This is a genomic window from Mobiluncus curtisii subsp. curtisii ATCC 35241, assembly GCF_000146285.1.
Classification (GTDB): Bacteria; Actinomycetota; Actinomycetes; order Actinomycetales; family Actinomycetaceae; genus Mobiluncus; species Mobiluncus curtisii.
The window spans coordinates 1,291,026-1,316,350 of sequence record NZ_GL385912.1 but is presented as its reverse complement, the minus strand read 5'-3'; the positions used below and the strand labels follow the sequence as shown (position 1 = coordinate 1,316,350).

The window sequence follows — 25,325 nt, the reverse complement described above, 5'->3', positions numbered from 1 at the left end:
ACACGTTTTTAATCGTTTTTGGTGGGTTTTCCCGCGGCGCTATCCGCGCGGTGAGGAGGATCGCTCAAGCGCGCCAGGAAGGCTTCCAGGGGACCCTTGCCAAACCGTAACCGCCACAGGCTCGCGACCAGCAGGAAAACCACAATCATGATGATGAGGGAGGGGATGAGCCCGGCATAGCCAAACAGGTGAAACGTGACGGCGTGCCAGATAATGTGGAGGGTATAAATGGTCAGCGCCATCGAACCCAACGCCGCCAACGGGGAAAAGAATCCGTTGAAAGTGGGTCCTGCCAGCAGCAACAGGGAAGTCAGCCCCACGCACCAAGCCGTGTTTGCCACGGTTTCCGCTACCGAATCCGTATGTGGCGCGATATAGATCAGGGTTTGATACCACAACTGTGCCGGAGTGGGATTGGCGATAGACAGGGTGTCGTTCCCGAAAAGTACCCCCGAAAACCGCCCCAAACGCAGCGAATCAACAGCGGTGCCGACCCCGAAAATTACGCCAGCAGTTCCCAACCCGATGACCGCACCGTACTTCTGCAGTCGACGCGCCCGGAGGGTCACCCCCGCCCAACCCAAACGCCACAGAATCAACCCGGTGAGGACGTAGATGAGGAACGTGGGCATCTGATAATCATTGAGTCCCAGGACCACGCCAATTTCGGACGGTAAAAACAGCAGGTTCAGGTAGTGCCACAACGGGATGCCTACGACCAGCAACAAACCGATAACTCCCAGCTGCATGGGAATGGACAGACCTGCCCAGAACAGTGCGCAAACCATCCACACCCCGTAGTTATCGAGAATCAGCAGGATACGGGTGTTGATGAGGCTCAGCAGGGTAGCGAGAAGGATTAAGAAAGCAGCGCGCACCAGGATTTTTTCACCGTAAAAGCGTCTCGATAACGCGGGGGAACCGGCAAAACGGCGTGACAGACGCTGCTGCATGATACCCATCGAAACCCCTGCGAGCAGCGCAAACAGCGGGGCGGAACGTCCGTGAGACAAGGCCATCACGCCAGAGACGGGACCTTGCACTGAAACCCACATATGTGCGGTAAACATCCCCAAAATGGCCAGGCCGCGAGCCATATCCAAGCCGACGACCCGACCGGTCAGGGCCGGTCGACCCAGCAGCCGCTGCGCAAAATCCGTCACAAAGGCAGTTTAGCTGACCGGAGAGCTCAGAGAAGCCCCCAGATTAGGCTACGACTCGGAAATCTGGAAACGAAGCTTTTCTGGCGAGTCAGGATGCATCCAGATGGGAGGAATTTCCATCATGGTGTGTGCCCCTGACCAGCCAGCTTGCCCGGCCCGGTAAGCCGCCCGAGCCGCTGCCACCATGACGTAGGCGGTGAACTCGGGATTATCGTCCATGTCGATTTCCAACTTAATCTGTTCGTTAACGCCCTGGGAGGTCGAGGCGCGCGACAAAATCAGTCCGGCATGGATGAGTCTGGAATGAAACTCGCGCATTTCGTCGCGGCTCAGGAAGGTAACCTGGGTGTCGTAGTCGGCAAACCAGCCCGGCATTTCCATGATTTCCTCACGCAGCTGCTCTTTGTCATAGGCTGGGTCAGCCACCACGTAGCACTCCATGTAGTGCAGGGCTTTGCGAGAATCATCATAGATGGGTTCCCCGTTGAGCACTGCGGTAAGGGGTTCCTCTTTGGGTACCTGGTAAGCCACCGCGTCTAACACGCCGTCAAAAGCGCGAATCGCATTGGACCACTGCATCGAAATCCCGCGCCCCCAAAATGTGTAAGTTTTCGTCTTGGGGAACAGCGAGTCAGAGATAACCCGGAACATCGACATCAGACCCGGCTCCCAACCGACGGCGCACAAAGACACGTGTTTGGTGGATTGTCCCGCTTGGTCTACCGCCGCGAAGTAATCGGGGAATGCTTTGTAAACTGGCTGAAAAACCGGCTCTTTGATAAATGCGGGCAGCATCATACCGGAGACTTCATGAATGCCTTCATCGAGGTCTTCCGCACCCTCTCCGCCGGGAGCCACATTCCCATCTGCCGTTGCCTGTGAAGTTGCTTCCGGAACGGCAGTTTGCTCCACGCCGGCGGCGGCATCAAGAGCTGCCTGGCGTGCAGCGATATCTTTCGCCATGTTCTCCAGTTCCTCCATGCGCAGCTGACGTTTCGCGTCGACTTCCGCGGCCGAGGGTGGATTGCCGCGCAAGGGGTGGGCGTCAACAGTGTGGAAGTATTGGGCGAGCTGGGGGGTTTCTTCCTGCAGCTTGGTCGCCAAGGTGTCACAAATAATGACCACGTCGATACGGTCGGCGAACTGTGCCACCGTATCAGTGGGGTAAACCTTGGCGTAAGAGTTTTGCAGCTTTTGCGGGTCGCGTTTGGAAAAAATCGCCACCAGTTCCATATCGCGACACTTGCCCACGGCTTTGGCAGCCGCTTTGCCATAGTTACCGAATCCGACCACCCCGACGCGAATACGAGTGTCTTCTTGCTGTGTCATCGTTGCCCCCATTGGCTCGTGCGTGCCACAAGTTTAGCTCATTTACGCTCAACCTAAAGGGGAAATCGTAGCGCGGGCACGTTTTTTGCAAGTCTATGCTGCTTTTAAAGACTGCCCAAGCCCAATTTTTTACGGGGACTGTTCATTGCAAAACCCCGGTTTTATCCGCGATAGAGGACAAAACCGGGTGGGAAACATAGGCTCGAAACATGGTTGAGATTCGAGTACACGGTCGCGGTGGTCAGGGTGTGGTTACCGCTTCCGATTTAATGGCTTACGCGGCTTTTGCTGACGGCCACCACGCCCAAGCCTTCCCGTCTTTCGGGTCGGAACGGACCGGCGCTCCCGTCGTGAGCTATTGCCGGATTGAAGATAAGGCAATTCACTCTCGGGAACCTATCTTGGATCCGGACATTGTCATCGTACAAGACCCGACCTTGCTGGCAATTATGGATCCGTTTTCGGGACTGAAAGATAACGGATACGCGCTGGTAAATTCCCAAAAGACCGCTGCCGAACTGGGGGTGTCAGAGCTCGAGACCAGGCTGCCGCAGGGTCATTTTATGTCCATGCCCGCCTCTGAAATCGCCCTGGAAAAGCTGGGACGTCCCCTGCCGAACGCAGTTTTGCTGGGCGGACTGGCAGCGCTGACCGGGATCATCAAACTGGAATCGGTCGAGGACGCCATTCGTGGCAAGTTTAAAGGCAAAGTCGGTGACTCCAACGTAGAAGCCGCCGCGACCGCTTATGAATATGTAAAAGCAAACATGGTCTGAAATGCCCCCGCGGCACCGGGACAGTGTGGCGCGCCCCGGACTCGGCACTAAAAGGAAGAAGAAGAAATGCTGAAACAAATCGAAGGCTCCCAGGCGATTGCTCGAGCCGTCGCGGCTTGCCAGCCCAACGTGGTCGCTGCCTACCCCATCAGTCCCCAAACCCACATCGTCGAAGCCCTGTCCGCCCTGGTGAAGTCCGGTCAACTCGAACATTGTGAATACGTCAACGTCGAGAGCGAGTTTGCTGCCATGAGTGCCTGTATCGGCTCTTCAGCCGTGGGGGCACGTTCCTATACCGCTACCGCTTCACAAGGTCTGCTCTATATGGTCGAGGCCGTGTATAACGCTGCCGGTCTGGGCTTTCCCATCGTAATGACCGTGGCGAACCGAGCCATCGGTGCGCCTATCAATATCTGGAATGACCACAGCGACTCGATGAGCCAGCGTGATTCCGGATGGCTGCAACTGTTTGCTGAAAACAACCAAGAGGCCGCGGACCTGCACGTGCAAGCGTTTCGCATCGCGGAGGAACTCAGCGTACCGGTGATGGTGTGCATGGACGGGTTTATCCTCACCCACGCGGTCGAACAGGTCGACCTGCCCGAACCGGAACAGGTCAAACAGTTCCTGCCCCCTTATGAACCCCGTCAAGTACTGGACCCGGACGATCCGCTCTCTATCGGGGCAATGGTCGGTCCCGAAGCCTTCACCGAAGTGCGCTATATCGCCCACCACAAGATGCTGCAGGCCTTGGACCTCATTCCGCAGGTACAGTCTGAGTTTAAGAGTATTTTTGGGCGAGATTCCGGCGGTTTGCTGCACACCTACCGTTGCGAGGACGCCGAAACCATCATTGTGGCGCTGGGCTCCGTGGTCGGCACGCTCAAGGACGTGGTCGATCAGCGGCGCGAGAATGGCGAAAAGATTGGCATTATGTCTCTCGTGTCCTTCCGGCCCTTCCCCTTCGCGGCCATCCGTGAGGTGTTGCAAAGCGCGAAGCGCGTGGTGTGTCTCGAAAAAGCCTTCCAGCTGGGGATTGGCGGGATTGTTTCTTCCGAGCTGCGCGCGGCGATGCGCGGACTGCCTTTCACCTGCTACGAAGTTATTGCTGGGTTGGGTGGGCGCAACATCACCAAGAATTCCCTGCACGCCATGCTGGATCAGGCCGTGGCAGACACCATCGAGCCTCTGACCTTCATGGACTTGGACATGGAACTGGTGCAAGGAGAACTGGAGCGAGAAGCCGCTACCCGGCGCTCCGGCGCTTTTGCCACCAACCTGCAACGCGAACGGGTGCTGCGCGCCAACGCAAAAATTGCCGAAGCCGGTCCGAAACCCAAGGCGGACAAGGTCGGCAACCCGCGCGTGGCTTCCCCGTCCATCAAGCAAGACGCCGTCCCGGTAGTGCCCGACCAGGCCGAATAAGCCGAACAGAGGAGAAGAAAATGACTGAAATCACGCAATCTGCACAGACCGAAATTCCGGCCCGCGAACAGGTCAAGTTCTATCAAGTCGGCTCCTTCGCGGTCGGTAACCGGTTGGCAGACCTGCAGTGGCGTTCCCTGCAATCCGACCCAAACCGGAAAAACTCCTTGACTTCCGGACACCGCGCCTGTCAGGGCTGTGGTGAAGCGTTGGGAGCTCGCTACGCGATTGATACCGCTACGACTGCCGCCAAAGGCAAAATGGTGGCAATCAACGCGACCGGCTGCTTGGAAGTGTTTTCGACCCCGTACCCGGAAACCGCGTGGACGATTCCCTGGATGCACTCCCTGTTTGGTAACGCCGCTGCGGTGGCAGCCGGAGCGGCCGCGGGTTTGAAAGCTATGGGCAAAGACGACATTCGTGTGGTCGCTCAAGGCGGAGACGGTGGCACCGTCGATATTGGGATGGCGTGCCTATCCGGCATGTTTGAACGTAACGACGACGTCCTGTTTATCTGTTACGACAACGAAGCCTATATGAACACCGGGGTGCAGCGTTCCGGGGCAACCCCGGCGGCGGCACGCACCGCGACGACTCAGCCGGTCGGCGAACATCCCGGCAACGTGTTTACCCAGGGTAAAGACATGCCGCGGATTGCGATGGCACACGAGATTCCTTACGTCGCCACCGCGACCGTAGCGGATTTGCGTGACTTGGAATACAAGGTGCAAAAGGCGATGACTTACCGCGGAGCGCGCTACCTGCATGTTTTGGTGCCCTGTCCGCTGGGGTGGGGTTCAAACTCAAACTTGACGGTCACTTTGGCTCGTTTGGCGATTCAGACCGGGCTGTTCCCCGTGTATGAAGCGGAGAACGGAGAGATTACTTCCGTCACCAAGATTCGTCGCCCTGCCCCGGTCGAGGCTTACTTGAAGTCGCAGCGTCGTTTCGCTCACGTCTTCAAAGGTCCGGATTCGCGCGAAGTGTTGGCGCGGATTCAAGCCATTGCCGACCGAAACATTAAACGTTACGGCTTGATTGAGATGGATTCACTGGACGAGGACGTGCGGGAACGTATCTTGAGTGCTCCCGATGACCCGGCGGGACGTTTTGCTGCGGCACTGCCCGGGCGGCAGGTAATGGACGTCAGCAACGAACCCGAAACCGACTAACGGGCGCCCGGAAGCTATTGAAAAAGTTAGAGGAAACGAAAATGACACCAGCCAAACTTGAACTGAAGAAAGAGGAAACTATTCCTTTTGCGATTACCCTCGAGGTCGGTTCTTCCCTTGAGAACGAGACCGGTTCGTGGCGCACCGAGCGACCCGTCTATGTGAGTAACCTACCGCCGTGCAACAAGGCTTGTCCGGCAGGGGAAAACTGCCAACAGTGGCTGTTTTATGCCGAAGAAGGCAGGTATCGTCAGGCCTGGGAACAGATGATGGCTGACAACCCGTTGCCGGCGGTGATGGGACGCGTGTGCTACCACCCTTGTCAGACTGCCTGTAACCGCGGCATGGTGGACGAAGCGGTGGGTATCAACGCGATTGAACGCTTCGTAGGGGACAAAGCCCTGCTGGAAGGGTGGACGGTCGGTCTGCTCGCTCCCGAAAGTGGCAAGAAAGTGCTGGTGGTGGGAGCGGGTCCCTCCGGGTTGTCGGCTGCCTACCATCTGCGCCGGATGGGTCACACCGTCACGGTGCGGGACGCCGGTCCGATGGCAGGGGGCATGATGCGGTTTGGGATTCCTTCCTACCGGCTGCCACGTGGCATCCTCGATCAGGAAGTGAAGCGTATCGCCGACATGGGGGTCACTTTTGAGTTCAACTCAAAGGTAGAGAACGTGGCTGAAGTCGCGGGTGATTTCGATGCCGTGTTCCTGGCTATTGGTGCCCAGATGGGCCGTCACGCTGACATTCCCGCCGGGGATTCCGCAAAAGTGATGGACGCGGTGGATATGTTGGCAGATATGGAAACCGACGAGAAACCGATGCTGGGACGCCGCGTCGTCATTTATGGTGGCGGGAACACGGCGGTGGACGCAGCCCGGACCGCGAAACGCTTGGGCGCCGAAGAGGCGATTATCGTGTATCGCCGGACTCGCGACCGCGCACCTGCCCATGATTCGGAAATCATGGAGGCTGAGGAAGAAGGCGTCATGATGAAGTGGCTCTCCACGATTAAGCACGTGGACGGCGGGGCTATCAAGATTGAAAAAATGGTGTTGAACGAGGAAGGCTTCCCGGTCGGCACCGGCGAGTATGAGGAGCTGGGCGCCGATTCAGTCATTATGGCGCTGGGTCAGGAAACTGATTTGGGTATCGTCGAGAAAGCTCCCGGCATCGAGGTTGAAAAGGGCGTGGTAAAGGTCGATTCCCGCATGATGACGGGGATGAAAGGCGTGTTTGCCGGGGGCGATATGGTGCCCTCCAATCGCACCGTCACCATCGCGATCGGTCACGGTAAAAAGGCTGCTCGCTGCATTGACGCCTACCTACATGGCGAGGAATATCAGGCGCGGGACAAAGCTCCTGACGCCGCCATCAAACGTATGAACACCTGGTACTATGCGGACGCTCCCCGCCAGGTTCGCGACAAGATTGAAGGTCCGCGTCGCGCCTCGACTTTTGACGAGGTCGTGCAGGGTTTAGACGAAGAATCCGCCGTTTTTGAGGCGCGCCGCTGCATGAGCTGCGGTAACTGTTTCGGATGTGACAACTGTTTTGGGGTGTGCCCGGATAACGCTATCACCAAGATTCGACCCACTCAGTACGTGTTCAAGTACGACTACTGCAAGGGCTGTGGCATCTGCTCCGAAGAATGCCCGTGCGGGGCGATTTCGATGGTTCCCGAAAATATCTGAACCCGGTTTACGGATTCCGGCTCGGTCAAGGTTTTCCAAAAACTTGACCGAGCCGGCGAGTTTTTAGGCGCTTTTCCACGCAAAAGTCCGGGTGTGAGGAGTTTTCCACAAGTGTGGCGGGAAGCGGTTATCCACTTTTAACACGGTCACAAGTGTGGTGGCGGATGTCCTCCGGTTAGGTTGGTGGTGCCGGAGCCTCACTGGCGACGGTGCGCAAAGGGGGAAGATGATGGCGCAGATGTGTTACTGGGGACTGTTCAGCCGGCAACACGCCCAGGCGGTAGCCCATTTTTGTAAGGCAGAAAACCGCACGTGGCTGGGGGTGGCGGCACAGGTCTATAACGAGAGGTGGCGAGAGCGGCTGCGGGACCTAGAAATTTTGGGTGACTACATCAATGAGCTAGAGGACGCCAAAGCGAGTTTGGAGGCACTGCTGTGAGCTGGCTCGACGATGTTTCTATTGGGGACGACCGCAGTCCGGTGGTGGGTCATCCGCAAGATTTTTTGGTAGGTGGCGGACCCGGCTTGTGCGTAGACACGGACCAGATGGAACAACTGAGGGCGAGCCTGCAGCATAGCGCGCAAGTCCTGGACGCGTTGACGCACTGCATCTCCGTTGAACAGTCCCGCCTGGCACACCACTATTACACGGTTCATGCCCGGTTGGTCAGACTGTGCGAGACCCCGGAAGGCGTCGCCCTGTACAGTTCCCAGCTGGCAGCTCTGGAGTCAGCGTGGGTTCGTTTTGAAAACGCGGCAGCAGTGGCGTGTCAGGCTCGCTGTGGCACCGTGGCGGTGAGTCAGCAAATCGAGTCGCTGCGCCAGCAGCTTGAACGGGTCCTGGGAGTGTATAAACTGACCGAAGACGACCTCAGGAATCTATTTGCATCCTTTGATTTTGAAACGATTACGATGCGCCTGGTCGCGCACCAGTTAGCGTTGCGGGAATACTTCCCTGCCAGTTTCACGGTGGACGGTCACGTGTATCACACGGGGCAAATGAGCGATACTGAGCTGGCAGCGGTGTTCCTCTCGTGGATGCAGGCGAAGCTCGGTGCCCAACGATACGGGGCGACGAACTCTCTGATGGTCAGCGGTAACGGGAGCACCGCCATCTTGCACACTCCCGGCTTTGAGGATTCTGCGGAACTGAACGCCGCTTTTGACGGCTGGTTTGATAAAGTCACTCCGCCAGACCTGATTCATGCCTCCGGGTGGGACGATCCCCTCACCGTGGCAGGGATGGTGCTTTTTGGACCTTTACAGTTCTTTACCTACCGGGGCATCTTGGAAAAAACCGGCGTCGTTCCACGAAAAACTGTGCCTTTCGGGAAACAGCTGCCCGCACTGTGGCTGCGCGCATATGACCAGAGAGCCTACGCCAAGTTCGCCGCCAGTCAACAGGAGACTCGGGACACTCGAAGGGCAAACTTTGCCAAAACCCCAACGGGCAAGCTCATCGGAGTAAACCGGGCGCAACGCCTGGAACGCAAACTATTGGCGACTCAAGCATACAACCCACGTAAACAGGGCGGAGGCGCGGGGCTGGGGTGGACCATCGACGGGAGTCGAGCGGGGGCGACCCGAACATTCCCCAAAAATCCGGGCGACGTGTTCCGTTATTCCAATACTATTGACCCCTACGGTGACAGCGGGGCGTTCGAGATTCAGCGATGGCGCAATGCCGCCGGTCAGAAGGGAGTGCGGGTCATTCTGCGGGGTACCGAGAGTTGGGATGCGGGGTCGGGGATGCCCCAGGACATGTTGACAAATACGGAAGCGGTGGCGGGAATGAAGACCGGTCCAGCGCGAGCGGTGCAGGCAGCGCTGGAAAGCATGAAGGTGGACGCCACGACCCCGGTGGAATTGGTGGGGCACTCCCAAGCGGGAATTGTGGCGGCGAACCTGGCGGCGGATCCGTCATTTACCAGCCACTATAACGTGCGTTCGGTGATAACCGCCGGATCACCGGTGGCGGGAGCAATGAACCGGGTGCCCGAAAATATCCATATGATTTCGTTTGAGAACAGTAACGACTTGGTGCCGAAGCTGGAGGCGGGACTGAATCCAGGCGCGGCGAACCATGTCACGGTATGGGGCAACCGGGGCAGCTTGTTTAACATTCCCGAGGCGCACAACCGGGATTCGGTATATGCCCAAATGGCGGATGATTTCCTGAACGCGCACTATTCACAAGGTGATTATTTCCTGAAATGTCGTAACAATGACATGAATCTTAATCACAAAATCGTATTCGCGGATTCGCAACGTTTTGAGATGACGCGAAATTAAATCGGGGAAGAATTGCAGGTTAACTGGTTTCGAAAGTAAGTCCCACAGGAAACAAATTGGCGATATTCAGGCATTTCTCATTGATATTCAGGGGAAACGTCCTTCGTTTCGAGGGGATAAAACGCTAATATTGAGAGTAAGAAATGGTGTCTGACAGATACCAAAAACAAGCTGGGACAGGTGAATAAGGATTATGAAACCGAAGACCCCTAACATGGATGTAAAGACGGACGAAAGCTCCGAAGTCAGCGCGGCAATGCGACCGATGGTACATGGGCGCGTGCGCTTTGGACGTTTCCTGGTCGGTGGCACTGCGCTAGTCGCTATGGTCGCCGTAGCTATGCTGGTTGGCAGCCCGGATCTGAATCGCTCCCCCGTCTTGGGTCAGCCTCAACAGACCACAAGCGCGGATGCGAAAGATTCCTCGGTAGCGGAACCTTTGGCTCCTGGCGCACCTGCCCCTGCGAAACCGAATCGTGTTGGTGGCGGTGGTCCTACCGCGACCGCGATCGCAATTTCACGGACCGCATTCCCTGGCGGAGCTTCGGAAGTTTATGTAGCTCGCAATGATAATCCGGTTGATGCGTTGGCGGCTTCGGTGCTGCCCAACGGTCCAATCTTGCTGGTTCCCTCTGCAGGTAATGTCCCGGTCGATGTCTTTAACGAAATTAAGCGTTTGCACCCCTCCAAGATTGTGGTTCTTGGTGGCGAGGGTGCGATTAGCGCCGATGTAGCTGGTCAGCTCAGCACCTACACCGGGGTCGCCGACGTGACCCGTCTGGCTGGACCGAACCGCGTGGCTACCGCGGCCACGATTGCCAAGTACGGTCATCCCGGTGGCAGTGCCAAGGTTTACGTTGCTGACGCAATGGGGTCTAACGGTCAGGGTTCCCCGGATGCCGCAGTGGCAGGCGTGCTGCGTGACGGTCCGATTGTTACCGTCAGCGGTAATGCGGGCGACATTGCCACCGCCGCCGAGACAGTGAAGGCTCTGGGCGCCTCCCAGGTCGTAGCTTTGGGCGGTGAAGGCGTGGTTCCCAGCTCACGTCTCAGCCAGGTGGCTGGCGGAGCGGCGACCAGCCGTATCGCCGGAGAGAATCGTTATCTGACCGCTCAGGCTATCAACCGCACGGTGTTCTCTAACGCTAGCCACATCTACTTGGCTTCTGGCTCGGATTTGGTCTACCCGCTGATTTCAGGCTCGCTGAGCGATGGACCGGTGCTTTTGGTTCCCGGTAACGCCCAGGACAACACTCGTGACCTGGTGACTGCTTTCGGTAACCCGACCGTAACCGCTATCGGTGATGGCAGCGCGGTATCGGATAACGTCATGAATGTGGCAGCCGGTTACGCTCAGCCGGCACAGGCTCAGAAAGTAGATGCCGCTCCGGTTGCTGGGGTATCTCAGGTCTACACCAAGTACTCGATGCAGCCTTCCCCGGCTGACCAGGCTCGTGAAAATGCCGTGTTCAACGCCATCAACGCGACGCGCAACGGTGCGGGTATCCCGTCCCTGACTCGTGACCCGGTGATGGATGATGCGGCTCGTGCCTGGGCACAGCAAGTCGCCCGCACGGATGTGTTTGTTCACTCTAACGGCGCTTTGAAGTACGCGGACCTGTTCCCGGCAGGGTGGAAGTTCGCTGGCGAGAACATGGTCGGATACTACAATGTTGACCCGGCTGCTTACGCGGCAGGCTCTACGAAGGCTTGGGTGGCATCCCCCGGTCACTACCGTAACTTGATGGATCGGCGTTTCAACCGCACCGGCATCGGCACGGCTACCGGTCGCCAGTGGGTGTACACGGTACAGAACTTCGGTCAATACTGATTCTTTGAGGAAAATCCCCTATTCATCTCCCTGGGTTTCGGTGTCAGGTACAGCCTGGCACCGATACCCATTTTTAGTTTGCACAAGGGTAGGTGCGGCGGGGCTGTCTGACCGGTCGCGACATTCTCGAGGGTAGCGGGCGCGGAGACATTTTCGTAGCGATTTAAACCCAGAATGTGAGCTGGTCAGGTAGCATAAGGCGATGTCTGTTCAGTCCGGAAGCAAGAGGGTATCCCGCCGAGTCCGCGCGGAGGGCGTGTATCGAGTTGACGGCATCCCGGTGTACTTTACCCGCAAAAATGTGCGCAACCTGCGACTGCGTATTGATGCGCACGGCGAGTTTCACCTTTCGATTCCCTGGCGGGCGTCGCTGGCAATGGCACGGGAATTTGTAGACGAACAGGCCGCTTGGATTTCCTGGCAGCAACAGAGATTTACACGACGGCAAGCAGCACAACCACAGCTGGTTGATGGTGAAACTGTCGCCTGGTGGGGTCAAGACGTCCCCCTCAAGGTCGTGGAGGACCCCCACCCCCGCGCTTGTGCGGTAGCGGAAGTCCGAGACGGGGCGATTGTGCTGCGCCTGCCGGTGGGAGCCCCCTTGGAAAAACGACAGCGCGCCGTGGACAAATTGCGCAAGTCTTCCTTGGAGATGCGTCTCGCCCCACTCTTGGCAAAATGGTCGGCAGCTTTTGATATTGCCCCCGGTGAGGTGCGAATTCGGCGGATGAAGTCTCGCTGGGGATCGTGCAATCCACACACGCGAGCCTTGACGTTTAATTTGGAACTCAGCGCGAAAGACCCGAAATACCTCGACTATGTGGTAGCTCACGAATTCACGCATTATTTTCACGCCAATCACGGACCGGAATTCCACGCCTTGCTGTCTGCCAAGCTGCCCGAGGAGCGCGAGTTACACCGCGCTTTAAACCGGCGTAACGTTACTTGAACCGAAACGAAACCCCTGCGGACTTTTGAGACAAGCCCGCAGGGGTTCGACGAAAGGTGATTAAAAGGTGCGGGTTAATTGTGTCCGCAGCCGCAGGACGTTTCTTCGGGCTGGTGACCCTGGCTGCCCGCGTCGTCACGCTTGGGCTGCAAATCCACCCACTCGCGAGGCTCGACGCGCACCCCGGTAAAGAACGGGGTATCGACACGCACGAACAGGCGGGCTTCCACCTCGCGCTGCTGACGCAGCACGCCCATGACGCGATCCAGGCGGTCAGCCTCCAAGGTGATGGTCCATTCCCAATCTCCCAAAGCGAAAGCCGCCAGGGTCGAGACTGCCACATCGTTGTAGTCGCGACCGTTCATACCGTGTTCCTTGAGGATGGCATTGCGGCGTGCTTTGGGCAGGTAGTACCAGTCCCAAGAGCGGACGAAGGGGTAAACCGTAGCGTACTTGCGCGGGGCAAAGCCACCCCAACAAGCCGGCAGGTGCGATTCATTGAACTCAGCGGGCACGTGGCGACTCATCGCCGACCATACCGGCTCAAACAGGGCGGGTCTGCCGTGGCAGGTTCCGATGGCTCCAACTTTGCGGAAGGCATCTTGGAGAGCTTCCGCGTTATCGGCGAGCGCCCAAATCATCAGGTCGGCGTCCGGACGGAATCCGGACACGTCATACCAGCCGCGCACCACGACGCCCTGCACGGCTTCTTCCAAACGGCGGATAATGCGTTCGAGGCGCTGCGGGTCGGTCGGCAGGGGTCGGGTCCGACGGAACACCATGTGCAGAGAATAGTTATCTCTGGCATTGACTTCGCGATAATCTACCGCGTAGTCGCGGGGGTCGCCGGTGATTTCCGGAGCAGTTTGAACAGACTCGGGATGTCCCATAATGTCTCCTTTGCTAGTGGTTTAGTGATTGGGGTGATGAAGATAAGGGCGGGCAGAGCGCGGATATTGACAACAATTTGGTCCGCAAGTTTCTGCCAGCGGCGGGTAGGTATCGGGTTCCACGGATTGTGACGGGTGTTCACCGCGGGCAAAAGCTGCCCGTTCATAAACCAGGTTAGCCAGTTCATCGAGGAACTCTGGGTCAGAATCGGCGGTGGCTGCCCGACGATATTCCAGACCAAGTTCCTGGGCGGTCGCCGCAGCTTCGGTGTCAAGGTCAAATACTACTTCCATGTGATCTGAGATGAAACCGAAAGGCGCGACGATGACGCGACGCACTCCGGAGGCTGCCAAATCACGCAGGTGGTCATTAATATCGGGTTCCAACCAAGCCTGGTGCGGGGATCCGGAACGGGAACAAAACGCCAGCGACCACGGCAGGTCCAGCCCTTGTGCGGACAGGTGCCGGTGCACGGCTTGCGCTACCGCGAGGTGTTGCGCCAGGTAGGTCCAGCCCTGCCCGAGGGCGTCCTGCTCACGGGTTACCGCGGGCAAAGCATTGAGGGCTGCGGGGGAAAATTCTGTCTGGCGCTGGCGCATGGGGACGCTGGGTCGGCTGACGGGAGTGTCAAGACGGTCGTCGAACAACGCGGGTTTCTGGGTGGTCGAAGAATCAACGGTCGCGCCGTGGGCGCCGTGACAGGGTCCGGAATGTCGTGCCATGTCGAGTGGAATCGAATGTGTTACGTAAACCAAGTGAACCGGCTCTGATGGTGTTTCAGGGGATTGTGTAGAAGCCGGATTAAGGTTTAAGTCGCGAGCCGCTGCGGCGATAGCACGGGCGTTAGCGCTGATGAATCCGGGGGTGTTTGCAAAAGGGCGTACCCGGTCAAGGGTGACTTGGTCGGCAATCTCGGGGCGGGCAGTACGCAGGTCGGCGAGAGCCTGAGCCAGGTTTTCCCGATATTGACGGCATCCTGAATAGCAGGTGTAAGCGGTGGTAAATAAAGTCAGAATTCGGCGCGCCCCACGGTCAACCAAGTCAATGAGACTTTCGCTGAAATACGGGTGCCAGTTGCGGTTACCTATCGCGTAAATGAGTTCATCACCAAGGCGCTGATGCAGGCTGGACAGCAGTGCTGCATTGCGGGCGTTAATGGGAGATACGCCACCAAACAGACGGTAGTGACCACCGACCTGTTCCAGGCGAGAATCTGGAATTCCTGCCCCACCGGTGGCATTGCGTAAGAACGGCAAAACGTCCTCGGGACCGTTCGGACCTCCATAGCTGACCAAGAGCAACGCATCATAAGGCGCCAGATTACTCATGCGATTTACCTAACTTCGGCATTCAGGGCAGCTTCAAGCACCGCGGGTGTCAGTCCCCACACGGTAGCTAAGGCACCCACCCACTCGGCTCCCAAGCCCGCTTCGGCAGCCATGTGGGCAGAAACGGTAGGCGTATGCGCCAGTTTCGCAATGACGTGGTGAATCGCCGCTTCGGCAGCTTCGCGAGAAATCATGTCACCAGCGGGAAGTCGATCTATCTCGGCGGCAGCAGCCTGCTCGAAAATCGCGCGCAGCTGCACAATAGCCGGATCCATGTGACGTGCCGCCACTGCCGCGTCGTACTCGCTCAAACCTTCTTCAATAATTTCATGCGCTCGTCGCACTTGGGACACTGCCAAAGCCGGAACCCGGTGGCGAATATCTTCCAAATTCCACAACATGACACCTGGTAGGTCCCGCACGCTTTCTTCCACGTCGCGATGCAATGCCAGGTCAAGAATGGTTAAGGTGCTGTCTGGGGCAACCAAGCTGTCGCGGACCTGTTCACGACGCAACACGGGGGCACCAATCCCGCGAGCAGTCACGACCAAATCTGCCTGCTGTAATGCCGGTACCAAATCAGCAGCCGGAACCACGCGGGTGCCGTGATTCTTGGCAAAGGCAATGACCCGGTCCGAAGTTGAAATGTTAGCGATGTCGCGCACTCCGCGGGCGCGTAGCTGAGCGACCGTACTCCCGGCATAAGCGCCGGTGCCGACCAGTAAGACTCGTGCCTGTCGCCAGTTGGGGAGCCGACCGCTCGCCTCTGCCACATCCAGACCCACGGAAACAACCGAGCGCCCCAGCCCGGTCAGTTCTGTCTTGCTGGCGACCTTTCGCGCGGTAGAGAGCGCCCCCTCAAACATGCGCACCATCAACCCGTGAACTTCCCCCAAGTCTTGAGCACGCGTAAAGCTACGACGCACCTGACCGGCGACTTCGGCTTCTCCTACCACCATGGAGTCCAACCCCGCGGCAACCCGATACAGATGTTCAGCAACCGCTCGACCTTCAATAAAATTCCACGCGAGAGAACCGTCATGTGTCTGGTTATGGGACGGAACTTGCAACGGTTGCGTCTGGGAGGGCAGTTCCGAGGCAGGGACTAAACGCACTTCCGGATCGGCAGAAGTATAAATTTCCACGCGATTACAGGTCGAGACCAGGACTAGGGAATGCACTCCTGGAGTGTCGAGCCATTCGGATTCCTTTTCTGCAGCTTGAGCCGCCGCCTGAGCCACTTCAGACAGACTGTGGGTCAGGTGATTGACGGTGTAGAGTTGAAAAGGCATCAACCTTTTTATACCTTAAATAGAATTAACCCCGCAAAACAGTTACTAAGGGCATCCTAAGTTAGGATTGGATTTTGGCTGCATCTTCTCTGGGCCTTGACCCGCTATTTTCTGGTTCGAACATTCGCGCCGCGTTGAACGGAATCAGACCGCTGACCACCCCGGTGTGGTTCATGCGCCAAGCCGGACGATCCCTGCCGGAATACCGTGCCCTGCGCGAGGGCAAAACCATGCTCGAAAGCTGCACCATCCCGGAGATTGCTGCCGAGATTACCCTCCAGCCAGTGCGCCGCCACCACGTTGATGCCGCCGTGTTCTTTTCCGATATCGTGGTGCCACTGTATCTGGCAGGCGCGGACATTAACATTGTGCCCGACCGCGGACCGGTATTGAGGCAGCCTCTGACCAGTGTTGCCGAGGTAGAAAAATTGACCGAGCTGGAAGTCACGGACTGGTCGGTAATCGAGCAAGCCGCCGCTCACGTCCGCCGGGAACTGCCTTATGAAAAAGTCCTGTTGGGATTTGCTGGAGCGCCGTTTACCCTGGCGTCATACCTGTTGGAAGCCGGCGGTCCGCGACGCAGAGAATGCCTGGAAACCCGAGCTTTTGTCGAAGCTGAACCCGCCGCCTGGAACAAACTGGCGACCTGGTGTGCCAAATTGTCCGGTCAGTTCATGAAAGCCCAAATCAACGGTGGTGCCGAAGCGGTGCAACTGTTTGATTCCTGGGCGGGGTCCCTGACCGCATCAGAGTACCGCCAATTCGCGCTGCCCTACTCGTCACTCGCTTTCCAAGGCGCGCCGGGAGCCACCCACATTCATTTTGGGGTCGGCACTGCCCACCTCATCGAGGCAATGGGCGAAATCGCAGAGGTCGTTTCCATCGGCTCCGACCTGGGCTTGGACGCCGCCGCGCGGCGGCTGCCCGGAAAAGTCCTGCAGGGTAACCTCGACCCAGACCTGCTGGTCACTGCGGAGCAGCCGGCACAAACAGACTCCACCCCAACTGACGCGAAACCAACTGACCACATGGAGCAAATCTGGCGCGAAGCCGAAAAAGTCCTCCAGACCGGACTCGCTGCCCCTGCCCACATTTTCAACCTGGGACACGGGGTGCGACCCGAGACTGACCCTGGGGTGCTGACCGAACTGACTGCGCGGATTCACACGTGGCGACCTACCGCAACGTCCTCGACCGAAAACTGAAAGACTCCCAACAAACCCACCAGATAACGCTTTTGAAGGGAAAACACCATGACTGACGAAGGCTTCGACATGATTATCCTCGGCGGCGGGCTCGGCGCGCTGGCTGCTGGATACGCGGCGACAAAACGCGGGCTGCGGCCCCTCATCTTGGAGGAACGCGGGCGCCCCGGCGGTCTGGTCTGCTCGGGAGTCTTTGGGGGAGCCACCGTGGACATCGGAGCCGAGTCCTACGCTACCCGCACCCCCGAAGTCACGGAGCTGTGTCAGGAACTGGGCTTGCACCCGGTCGCCCCCCACAGCGACTCCTGGGTATGGGATCACGGTCGCAATGATGCCGTGCGGATTCCCTTTGGAACGCTGGGCATTCCCGCCGACCTTGACGACCCGGTGTTCGTGGAGGGGCTGACTCACATCGCCGGACCACAGGCCCTGGAACGCGCTCGACAGGATTTGACGCTGCCCGCAGAAGTCGGCGCAGACGCGAAAAGTTTTGGAGAAATGGTCGAAGCCCGGCTGGGCAAAGACGTGCTGGATGCGTTCGTGACCCCATTCGCGGGAGGCATTCACTCCACACACCCCTACGGATTAGATCCCGACCGAGTGGCACCGGGATTGCGTGCCGCCCTGGCGCGCACCGGGTCGTTGACCAAGGCGGTGGCTGCCACCCGCAAACCGAACTCGGTAGTGGTGATGATGCCCGCGGGCGGCATGTTTAGACTGGTGGATGAGCTGGTGAAACGCATTATCGCGGCGGGGGGACGCATCGATAACCACGTGCGCGTCATGCACGTTGAAACCGGTATCGGCGCGGACAACCCGCGTTGGGTCGTGTGGTGCAAACACACGATTTCCAACACCAAGTTCCAGGGCGGTCCCCCGGAAGAAATCGGTAACGCTTTCGGTTTGGCGACCGATCGAATCGTGGTGGCGCTGCCGGGCAACAGCGCGTTGAAAGTGCTGAACTCGGCGGCGGCATCGATGCTGCGTCTGAAGTATCACGCCGAACGTGAACACCGGGACGCCACCGTACGGTTTGACGCGGCGGCTTTGGAAGAAATCGGCGATTTGACCACCGGATTTCAGCTGCATAAAGGCACTCACGTGATGAATGTGACCCTGGCGGTCAATGCGCCCCAGCTGGACAATCCGCCGCGCGGGTCAGGCATGTTGGTCGGTCCCCCGCCCTGCGGACCTGATGAAGACCCGAACGTCCTGCAGGCCAAAGCCATTACAAACTATTCAGCGAAATGGCCCGAGACGATGGCAGGAGCTGCTCCCCACACGCATATCCTGCGGATTTCCTACGGTCGGGAGGGCGACCCGGACGGTTTTGTCTACCAGATTACGGTGGAGCGGGCTTTGGCAGACGCGTCGCGGATGCTGGGGGTGGAACTGACCATGGATCAGGTCCTGGATTCGCGCCGCATCTTTTGGGGCGACGCTATGGCTCACCCTACCGTCGAGGAACGCGCGGTGCTCAACCAGATTGCCGCTGCCGCCGAACGCGTAGAGGGCTTGGATCTGGAAGGCGCGCTGTTTGCTGGAACCGGGATTACCGCCGTGGTCGCTCGCGGATTGAAGTTTCAATAGGACGGGTCACGAGGGCGGGGCGGACGGTCGCCGGATGCTCACGCCGCGATGATGTCGGTAGCGCTGAAGTTTGTGCCCTTGAACAGCAGCGGTTCATTCAGGGCGCGGGAGGCGGCGTAGGAAAAACAGTCCCCGAAGTTTAGCTTGGCGTGGGAACCCGAGCCGCGGGCGACCACGGCGGTCATGGTTATGCCTTAACGATTCGCGAGCTCGCGAACGTTTTCATACACTTGGGGATTTTTGATAGTCAGCATCGGCATCAAGAAATTCTAGCCTTAATGCTAGAAAAGTGGGAGGTTCGTTTGTCTCTTCGGTTACAACTTAACCCTGCTTTGTCCTAAGCTAGAACCTATGCAAACGATTGGCAGCACTGAGCGTCCGCTCGTGATTGGCACCCGTGCCTCCGCCCTGGCTTTGACCCAAACCCGCGCCGTCGCCTCCGACTTGGAGCAGCGCGGGTTACACGTTCAGGTACAGACGTTTACCACGGAGGGCGACATCAATCGGGCTTCACTAGCCAGCCTGGGTGGCGTTGGCGTGTTCGCCGCAGCCCTGCGGGTGGCACTGCTGGAGGGTCACTGCGACCTGGTGGTCCACTCTCTGAAAGACCTGCCCACCGTGCCGGTAGACGGTCTGGTGGTGGCTGCCACCCCGACTCGTGAAGATCCGGGAGACGTGCTGGTGGCGCGGGACAGTCTCAGCTTGGCAGATTTGCCCGCCGGTTCGCGTCTGGGTACCGGCTCGCCTCGCCGAGCTCGCCAGATTGCGGTGGCACGTCCAGATATTGAATTGGTAGACATTCGCGGCAACGTCCCCACGCGGGTCGGGCGGGTGAAAGGTTTGGCTGCCGTAGCTGAACAGGCTGGTCTGCCGTCGGGGAAAGCTGCCGAAGACCTGGACGGGGTGGTGCTGGCGCGAGCCGGGCTGCGTCGCTTGGGAATGGATGACGCAATTACGGATTCCCTGGAAGGTACGGTGATTCCTGCCGGCGGACAGGGTGCCTTAGCCCTGGAAACCCGTTCCGAGCTGTTGGACAGTGATGAGGGGCGAAACTTCGCCCAAATCCTCAAGTTTGTGGATGACGAACCCACCCGGTTAGAAGTCAGCGCGGAACGCGCCCTGCTGCGCTACCTCGAAGCGGGCTGCGCCGCACCCTTGGGCGTACGAGGCGTCGTGACTTGGGACAAACATACCGAGGCACCTTCGGGACGCCTGGAACTGACTGCCCGAGTCATCGGAAATCAGGGCGAAGTTCTGGAAGTCAATGGGGAAACCACCGTGTTGCTGGGAGCCGAAGCCGCGCAGCGTGATTTTGCCCTGGCTGCTGCCGAGCAGCTCGGGGTAGATTTGGCGGGAGAACTCTTGGAGGCCGGAGCCGCAACAATCGCAGACCTCAAAGCCGCCAAATCCGCGTCAACTCAGACAGACGCAAATCAGACGATATGCAATGAAAAGGAATTGTGGGGAGAATAGCATTTGATGAAACCTAAACTGTTGGTGCCCAGAGTCCCTGGTGACGTGTTGGCAACGGGATTGGAACAGGCCGGACTGCCGGTCGTGTGTGCGCCTGTAACTGAGAAAGTGCCCACCCCCAGCGAGGACTGGTTTGATCCGATGCAACGGCTGCAGAGCGGGGAATATGACTGGGTCGTGCTCTCCAGCGTGGCGACGGCGACATTCCTGGACGCTCACTACGACCTGGAAGATTTGTTTGCCCAAGTGCAGGTTGCTGCCGTAGGTAGTGCCACTGCCGAAGCCATCCGCCAGTTCGACGGTCACGTTGACCTGGTGGGACCGGATCCGGCGTGCGCCGAGTCCTTGGTCGAAGTGTTCCCGGCAGGAACCGGAACAGTGCTGCTGCCCGGCGCGGTCGGCGCGGCACCGACCTTGGGGCAAGGACTGAACCGCAAGGGATATAACGTAGAAAAACTGCGACTCTATGAATCCGTGTGCCTGCCCGATCTGCCACTGGAATGGGAGACCGCCTTGGCTCCGGGGGCGCACACCTACGTGCTGATTACTGCCGGTTCGGTGGCGCACGCTGCCCACCAACTGCTGACGAAAGCCGGCGTGAAACAATGGCCCGAGCCCATCGCTTTTGGGAAATCTTCGGCAACCGTACTGCGGGAACTGGGCTGGTCCGCCGCCGAAGTCTGCGAAACCACGAACACCGAAGGGGTCGTTCGGGCTTATGAGGACGCCGTTAGAGAGCAAGAAAAGAAAGCCGCACAAGATTAGGGGATAACTATGACAGGATTACCGCACGCCGCAAACTTGGGCGTAGGACCGACCACTCCGAGCGCGACCGGAGGACGGCACACCGGTACTGGTGAAGCTGAAACGAAAGCCGGGGCGAACGAAAAGGTCGTGCCCGCGCGGAAACTGCCCCACGGTCTGACCCCTTTCGTGCGTCCCCGCCGGTTGCGTACCTCCGTGGCGATGCGCCGTCTGGTGACGGAAACCCGCTGGAGCCCCGAACAGCTGATATTGCCCGTCTTTGTGCGCGACGGGATTACTGAACCGGTAGAGATTCCTTCCATGCCTGGTCAATACCAGCACACGCCGGAATCTTTGGCGAAACTGGGTCGGGAAGCGGCGGATGCCGGCATCGGGGGCATGATTGTGTTCGGAGTCCCCACCGACGCTGACAAGGACGAAATCGGTTCGGCAGCTTGGGACCCCGACGGGATTCAAAACCGGGGCATCGCTGCGCTCGCCGCAGAGGTCGGGGATCAGTTGGTGGTCATGGCGGACACCTGTCTGGATGAGACAACCTCGCATGGACACTGCGGACCACTCCGACCCGATGGCGCGGTAGACAACGATTGGGCAGTGTCTTGTTATGCCGCCACGGCGGTGTCACAAGCGCGGGCGGGAGCGGCCGCGGTCGGACCCAGTGGCATGATGGACGGTCAGGTTGCAGCGATTCGTGCTGCTCTGGATCAAGCCGGGTACAGTGACGTGGCGATTATGGCTTACTCTGCCAAATATGCGTCCGGCCTGTTCGGACCGTTCCGGGACGCGGTCGGTTGCGCCCTGAAAGGCGACCGGCGCACCTATCAGCAAGACCCTGCCAACCGTCGCGAAGGAATGCGGGAAACCCTGCTGGACATTGAGGAAGGCGCCGACATGGTAATGGTCAAGCCAGCCTCGTTTTACCTGGACGTGCTGTCTGATGTCGCTGCGGCGGCACCGGTGCCGGTGGCTGCTTACCAGGTGTCCGGTGAATACGCGATGATTGAAGCTGCGGCCGCTAACGGTTGGATTGACCGTTCTCGCGTCATCGACGAGTCCTTGACTTCAATCGTTCGCGCCGGAGCGGACATTGTGTTGACTTACTATGCGATTGAAGCGGCGCAAGGCTTGGCGTAACCCGAGCCCCCGCCACGGTTAGTGAACTGAACACGTAACTCGAAAGAACTTGTGACAAGGTCCTTTCATCACCCAAAGGAGGGCGAAATGACAACGAATGCTGATTTGTTTGCGGCGGCGCAAGCCGTCATCCCCGGAGGGGTTGATTCCCCCGTGCGCGCTTACGGTTCGGTCGGGGGGGTGCCGTCTTTCGTGGCTCGCGCGAAGGGTCCGCGCGTGTGGGATGCGGAAGGTCACGAGTTTGTTGATTTGATTTGTTCGTGGGGTCCGATGCTGCTGGGTCACGCCGATGAACGGGTGGTAGACGCAGTCCGGACCGCGGCGGAGGCAGGTCTCAGTTTCGGGGCGCCCACCGAGTCGGAGACCCTGTTGGCAGAGGCTATCCGGAAACGGGTGCCGCTGGCAGAAAAGGTCCGGTTTGTTTCGACCGGGACCGAGGCGACCATGACGGCTATCCGCTTGGCGCGCGGGGTGACCGGGCGGGATTTGATTATCAAGTTCGCCGGTAACTATCACGGACACTCTGACTGTCTGCTCAGCGAAGCCGGTTCCGGAGTCGCCACCGGCGGCTTGCCTGCTTCCGCGGGCGTGCCGGCAGGAATTTCTGCCCTGACCTTGGTGTTGCCCTACAACAATGTGAAAGCTGTGCAAGAAGCGTTTGCGCAGCGCGGTTCCGAAATCGCTGCCGTCATTGTGGAAGGTGCTGCCGCGAATATGGGTGTTGTGGCACCGCGAGCCGGATTCCTGCCTGAAATTTCCCGGTTGTGCCGCGAGCACGGGGCATTGATGATTCAAGACGAGGTGTTGACCGGGTTTAGGGTGTCGCCGTCGGGCTGGTGGGGACTGTCCACCGGGCGGGAATATCTGGAAAGTCCGGTAGGTACCACGTCCGGACCGGCGGGGTTATTCCCCGTGGGGGTTGCTGCTCAAAATAAGGGCGTGACCTTCGGTGAGTTTTGGACCCCGGATTTGCTGACTTTCGGCAAGGTCATTGGGGGAGGAATGCCCTTGGCAGCTCTTGGGGGTCGGGCTGAACTGATGAATCAGCTCGCGCCCCTCGGTCCGGTCTATCAGGCCGGAACCCTGAGCGGCAACCCGCTGTCTTGCGCGGCCGGGTTGGCCACTTTACGAGGTGCCGACAATAACGTGTATGGCAAGGTCGATGCCGTGGCAGACACGATTGCGGGCGCCCTGGACGCGGCGTTGAACCGGGAGGGCGTGTCTCACTTCATTGGGCGTGCTGGGTCGCTGTTCTCCGTGTTCTTTTCCGAAACTCCCGTCACCGATTATGCCGGCGCGAAAGCCCAGGAAACCTGGCGATTCGCCCCGATGTTCTGGGAGTTTCACCGGCAAGGCGTCATGTTGCCGCCCTCCGTGTTCGAAGCCTGGTTCGTGTCCGCAGCCCACTTCGGTGACGATGCCGCCATGAACCAGATTTTGGACGCAATTCCGGCGGCAGCGAAGGCAGCGGCTGCTGCCGAACCGCCGCAGGCTTGAACCTAACCGCCAACCCCCTCTCACAACTATTGAAAGCAGAAAAATGGTTACTGAATTTCCTACCGCACACGTTGATTTGGGGGCGCTGAGCCCGGCGATTGCCCTCGGTTCACTGGATGGAAGATACCGCGGGGTCGTGGCTCCGCTGGTGGACTGGTTTTCTGAAGCGGCGGTGAACCGGGCACGCCTGTTCGTAGAGATTGAGTGGCTCATTTGGCTCACGGACCAGGAAGTACTGGACGGTGCGCCGGTGTTGAGCGCGGCAGAAAAATCCTATCTGCGGGGTCTGGTGGGGACTTTCGGGGCGGATGAAATCGCTACGCTGAGCGAAACCGAAGCAAAAACCAAGCATGACGTGAAAGCTGTGGAATACCTTTTGAAGTCCGCCCTTGAAGCGGCCCCGGAGGTGTTGGGAGGTGCGGAAGGTCAGGCACTGCCGAAGCTCAAAGAAATGGTGCACATATTCTGCACTTCTGAGGACATCAACAATTTGACCTACGCGATTTTGCTAAAGCAGGGGGTGGGACGGGTGTGGCTGCCCGCTGCCCGTGCCCTGCAAACCCAAATCACCGACCTTGCCCAGGAAAACGCCCAGGTGCCGATGCTCGCCCACACCCACGGGCAGCCCGCCACCCCCACCACCTTGGGACATGAACTTGCCGTGTTTGCCTGGCGTATGAATCGCCAGCTGAAACGCGTCGAAGCCCAGGAATACTTGGGCAAAATCAACGGCGCGACCGGCGATTTTGCGGCGCACACGGTGGCGGTACCCGGAGCGGATTGGTCGGCGCTGTCCCGCGGTTTTGTCGAGGATCGTCTGGGTCTGACCTGGAACCCGTTGACTACCCAGATTGAGTCCCACGACTATCAAGCGGAGCTTTACGCGACGGTCACGCACTTTAACCGCATCGCCCACAACCTCGCTACCGACATTTGGACCTATATTTCCCTGCGGTATTTTGCCCAAGATTTGGCAGCGCAAGGTTCGACCGGATCCTCAACCATGCCGCATAAAATCAACCCGATTCGGTTCGAAAACGCCGAAGCGAATCTCGAGATTTCCTCCGGCCTGTTCGAGGTACTGGAACAGACCCTGGTCACCACCCGGATGCAGCGCGACCTCACCGATTCCACCACCCAGCGCAATATCGGCACCGCGTTTGGTCACTCCCTGCTGGCAATCGATAATCTGCGACGCGGACTGGCGGGGCTAAAGGTTGATGCCGCCGTGATGGCAGCCGATTTGGATGACAACTGGGAAGTACTGGGCGAGGCAGTCCAACAGACTATGCGCGTGGCTGGGATTGCCGGGATTCCCGGTATGGATAACCCTTACGAGCGCTTGAAAGAGCTGACCCGCGGGCACAAGGTTGACGGGGCTCGGATGCGCGAGTTTATTTCCGGTTTGGGACTTCCCCCGGAACAAACCGCACGTTTGCAGGCGCTGACTCCCGCAACCTACACCGGCTTGGCTGCCGAACTGGTCGACTATCTCAAATAGACCGGTTCGCCACGCTACACC

21 protein-coding genes are annotated in these 25,325 nt (G+C 58.8%); 15 read left to right on the top strand and 6 right to left on the bottom strand.

Going from position 1 to position 25,325, the window contains the following annotated elements; genetic code table 11:
* Positions 1 to 8: 8 nt before the first annotated feature.
* Together HMPREF0574_RS05770 and HMPREF0574_RS05765 are read right to left on the bottom strand one after the other, a co-directional pair.
* Positions 9 to 1,163, bottom strand: coding sequence for a DUF418 domain-containing protein (locus HMPREF0574_RS05770; RefSeq protein WP_004007777.1), 1,155 nt, complete (start codon positions 1,161 to 1,163; stop codon positions 9 to 11).
* Positions 1,164 to 1,211: 48 nt separating this feature from the next.
* Positions 1,212 to 2,492 carry a diaminopimelate dehydrogenase gene (locus HMPREF0574_RS05765; protein ID WP_236585971.1) on the bottom strand — a complete coding sequence of 427 codons (1,281 nt, stop codon included), beginning with the start codon at positions 2,490 to 2,492 and terminating at the stop codon, positions 1,212 to 1,214.
* Between the two features lie 209 nt (positions 2,493 to 2,701).
* Between HMPREF0574_RS05765 and HMPREF0574_RS05760 the strand changes: the two genes are divergently transcribed.
* The 8 genes from HMPREF0574_RS05760 to HMPREF0574_RS05725 all read left to right on the top strand — a co-directional run bounded on the left by HMPREF0574_RS05760 (position 2,702) and on the right by HMPREF0574_RS05725 (position 12,628).
* The gene (locus tag HMPREF0574_RS05760) at positions 2,702 to 3,268 is read left to right on the top strand and encodes a 2-oxoacid:acceptor oxidoreductase family protein (RefSeq protein ID WP_004007775.1); all 567 of its coding nucleotides are present in this window, start codon (positions 2,702 to 2,704) and stop codon (positions 3,266 to 3,268) included.
* A 66-nt stretch (positions 3,269 to 3,334) separates the two neighbouring features.
* Positions 3,335 to 4,693, top strand: coding sequence for a transketolase C-terminal domain-containing protein (locus HMPREF0574_RS05755; protein WP_004007774.1), 1,359 nt, complete (start codon positions 3,335 to 3,337; stop codon positions 4,691 to 4,693).
* 20 nt (positions 4,694 to 4,713) lie between these two features.
* On the top strand, positions 4,714 to 5,865 hold the full coding sequence (locus tag HMPREF0574_RS05750; RefSeq protein WP_004007773.1) for a thiamine pyrophosphate-dependent enzyme: 1,152 nt from the start codon (positions 4,714 to 4,716) through the stop codon (positions 5,863 to 5,865).
* Between the two features lie 41 nt (positions 5,866 to 5,906).
* Positions 5,907 to 7,556, top strand: a complete 1,650-nt coding sequence (locus HMPREF0574_RS05745) for an NAD(P)-binding protein (RefSeq protein ID WP_036324933.1) — start codon at positions 5,907 to 5,909, stop codon at positions 7,554 to 7,556.
* Between the two features lie 229 nt (positions 7,557 to 7,785).
* Positions 7,786 to 7,995, top strand: a complete 210-nt coding sequence (locus HMPREF0574_RS05740; RefSeq protein WP_248612668.1) for a hypothetical protein — start codon at positions 7,786 to 7,788, stop codon at positions 7,993 to 7,995.
* The gene (locus tag HMPREF0574_RS05735) at positions 7,992 to 9,848 is read left to right on the top strand and encodes a hypothetical protein (protein WP_004007770.1); all 1,857 of its coding nucleotides are present in this window, start codon (positions 7,992 to 7,994) and stop codon (positions 9,846 to 9,848) included. The genes HMPREF0574_RS05740 and HMPREF0574_RS05735 overlap by 4 nt, the downstream gene beginning before the upstream one ends.
* 193 nt (positions 9,849 to 10,041) lie before the next feature.
* On the top strand, positions 10,042 to 11,679 hold the full coding sequence (locus HMPREF0574_RS05730; RefSeq protein WP_004007769.1) for a cell wall-binding repeat-containing protein: 1,638 nt from the start codon (positions 10,042 to 10,044) through the stop codon (positions 11,677 to 11,679).
* Positions 11,680 to 11,881: 202 nt separating this feature from the next.
* On the top strand, positions 11,882 to 12,628 hold the full coding sequence (locus HMPREF0574_RS05725; protein WP_004007768.1) for a M48 family metallopeptidase: 747 nt from the start codon (positions 11,882 to 11,884) through the stop codon (positions 12,626 to 12,628).
* Between the two features lie 74 nt (positions 12,629 to 12,702).
* Here HMPREF0574_RS05725 and hemQ read toward each other — a convergent pair whose 3' ends face one another.
* Genes hemQ through HMPREF0574_RS05710 form a run of 3 tightly spaced genes read right to left on the bottom strand, consistent with a single transcriptional unit; the run spans position 12,703 to position 16,139 of the window.
* A complete protein-coding gene (gene hemQ / locus HMPREF0574_RS05720; protein ID WP_004007767.1) occupies positions 12,703 to 13,518 on the bottom strand; it encodes a hydrogen peroxide-dependent heme synthase in 816 nt (271 codons plus the stop codon).
* Between the two features lie 21 nt (positions 13,519 to 13,539).
* Positions 13,540 to 14,847 carry a ferrochelatase gene (locus HMPREF0574_RS05715; RefSeq protein ID WP_004007766.1) on the bottom strand — a complete coding sequence of 436 codons (1,308 nt, stop codon included), beginning with the start codon at positions 14,845 to 14,847 and terminating at the stop codon, positions 13,540 to 13,542.
* A 5-nt stretch (positions 14,848 to 14,852) separates the two neighbouring features.
* The gene (locus tag HMPREF0574_RS05710; protein ID WP_004007765.1) at positions 14,853 to 16,139 is read right to left on the bottom strand and encodes a glutamyl-tRNA reductase; all 1,287 of its coding nucleotides are present in this window, start codon (positions 16,137 to 16,139) and stop codon (positions 14,853 to 14,855) included.
* A gap of 74 nt (positions 16,140 to 16,213) precedes the next feature.
* Here HMPREF0574_RS05710 and HMPREF0574_RS05705 point away from each other — a divergent pair, with 74 nt between their 5' ends.
* Together HMPREF0574_RS05705 and HMPREF0574_RS05700 are read left to right on the top strand one after the other, a co-directional pair.
* Positions 16,214 to 17,344: a uroporphyrinogen decarboxylase family protein gene (locus HMPREF0574_RS05705; RefSeq protein WP_004007764.1), complete on the top strand. Its 1,131-nt coding sequence runs from the start codon at positions 16,214 to 16,216 to the stop codon at positions 17,342 to 17,344.
* A gap of 48 nt (positions 17,345 to 17,392) precedes the next feature.
* Positions 17,393 to 18,934, top strand: coding sequence for a protoporphyrinogen/coproporphyrinogen oxidase (locus HMPREF0574_RS05700; protein ID WP_004007763.1), 1,542 nt, complete (start codon positions 17,393 to 17,395; stop codon positions 18,932 to 18,934).
* Positions 18,935 to 18,972: 38 nt separating this feature from the next.
* On the opposite strand, the gene HMPREF0574_RS09490 is transcribed toward HMPREF0574_RS05700, so the two are convergent.
* Positions 18,973 to 19,119: a type II toxin-antitoxin system VapC family toxin gene (locus HMPREF0574_RS09490; RefSeq protein ID WP_004007762.1), complete on the bottom strand. Its 147-nt coding sequence runs from the start codon at positions 19,117 to 19,119 to the stop codon at positions 18,973 to 18,975.
* A 166-nt stretch (positions 19,120 to 19,285) separates the two neighbouring features.
* Here HMPREF0574_RS09490 and hemC point away from each other — a divergent pair, with 166 nt between their 5' ends.
* The 5 genes from hemC (at position 19,286) to purB (ending at position 25,304) form a co-directional block, all read left to right on the top strand.
* Positions 19,286 to 20,407, top strand: coding sequence for a hydroxymethylbilane synthase (gene hemC, locus HMPREF0574_RS05695; protein ID WP_004007761.1), 1,122 nt, complete (start codon positions 19,286 to 19,288; stop codon positions 20,405 to 20,407).
* Between the two features lie 6 nt (positions 20,408 to 20,413).
* Positions 20,414 to 21,172, top strand: coding sequence for a uroporphyrinogen-III synthase (locus tag HMPREF0574_RS05690; protein WP_004007760.1), 759 nt, complete (start codon positions 20,414 to 20,416; stop codon positions 21,170 to 21,172).
* Between the two features lie 9 nt (positions 21,173 to 21,181).
* Positions 21,182 to 22,306: a porphobilinogen synthase gene (gene hemB, locus HMPREF0574_RS05685; protein ID WP_004007759.1), complete on the top strand. Its 1,125-nt coding sequence runs from the start codon at positions 21,182 to 21,184 to the stop codon at positions 22,304 to 22,306.
* A gap of 87 nt (positions 22,307 to 22,393) precedes the next feature.
* On the top strand, positions 22,394 to 23,803 hold the full coding sequence (hemL, locus tag HMPREF0574_RS05680) for a glutamate-1-semialdehyde 2,1-aminomutase (protein WP_004007758.1): 1,410 nt from the start codon (positions 22,394 to 22,396) through the stop codon (positions 23,801 to 23,803).
* Between the two features lie 43 nt (positions 23,804 to 23,846).
* Positions 23,847 to 25,304, top strand: a complete 1,458-nt coding sequence (gene purB / locus HMPREF0574_RS05675; protein ID WP_004007757.1) for an adenylosuccinate lyase — start codon at positions 23,847 to 23,849, stop codon at positions 25,302 to 25,304.
* Positions 25,305 to 25,325 lie beyond the last annotated feature (21 nt).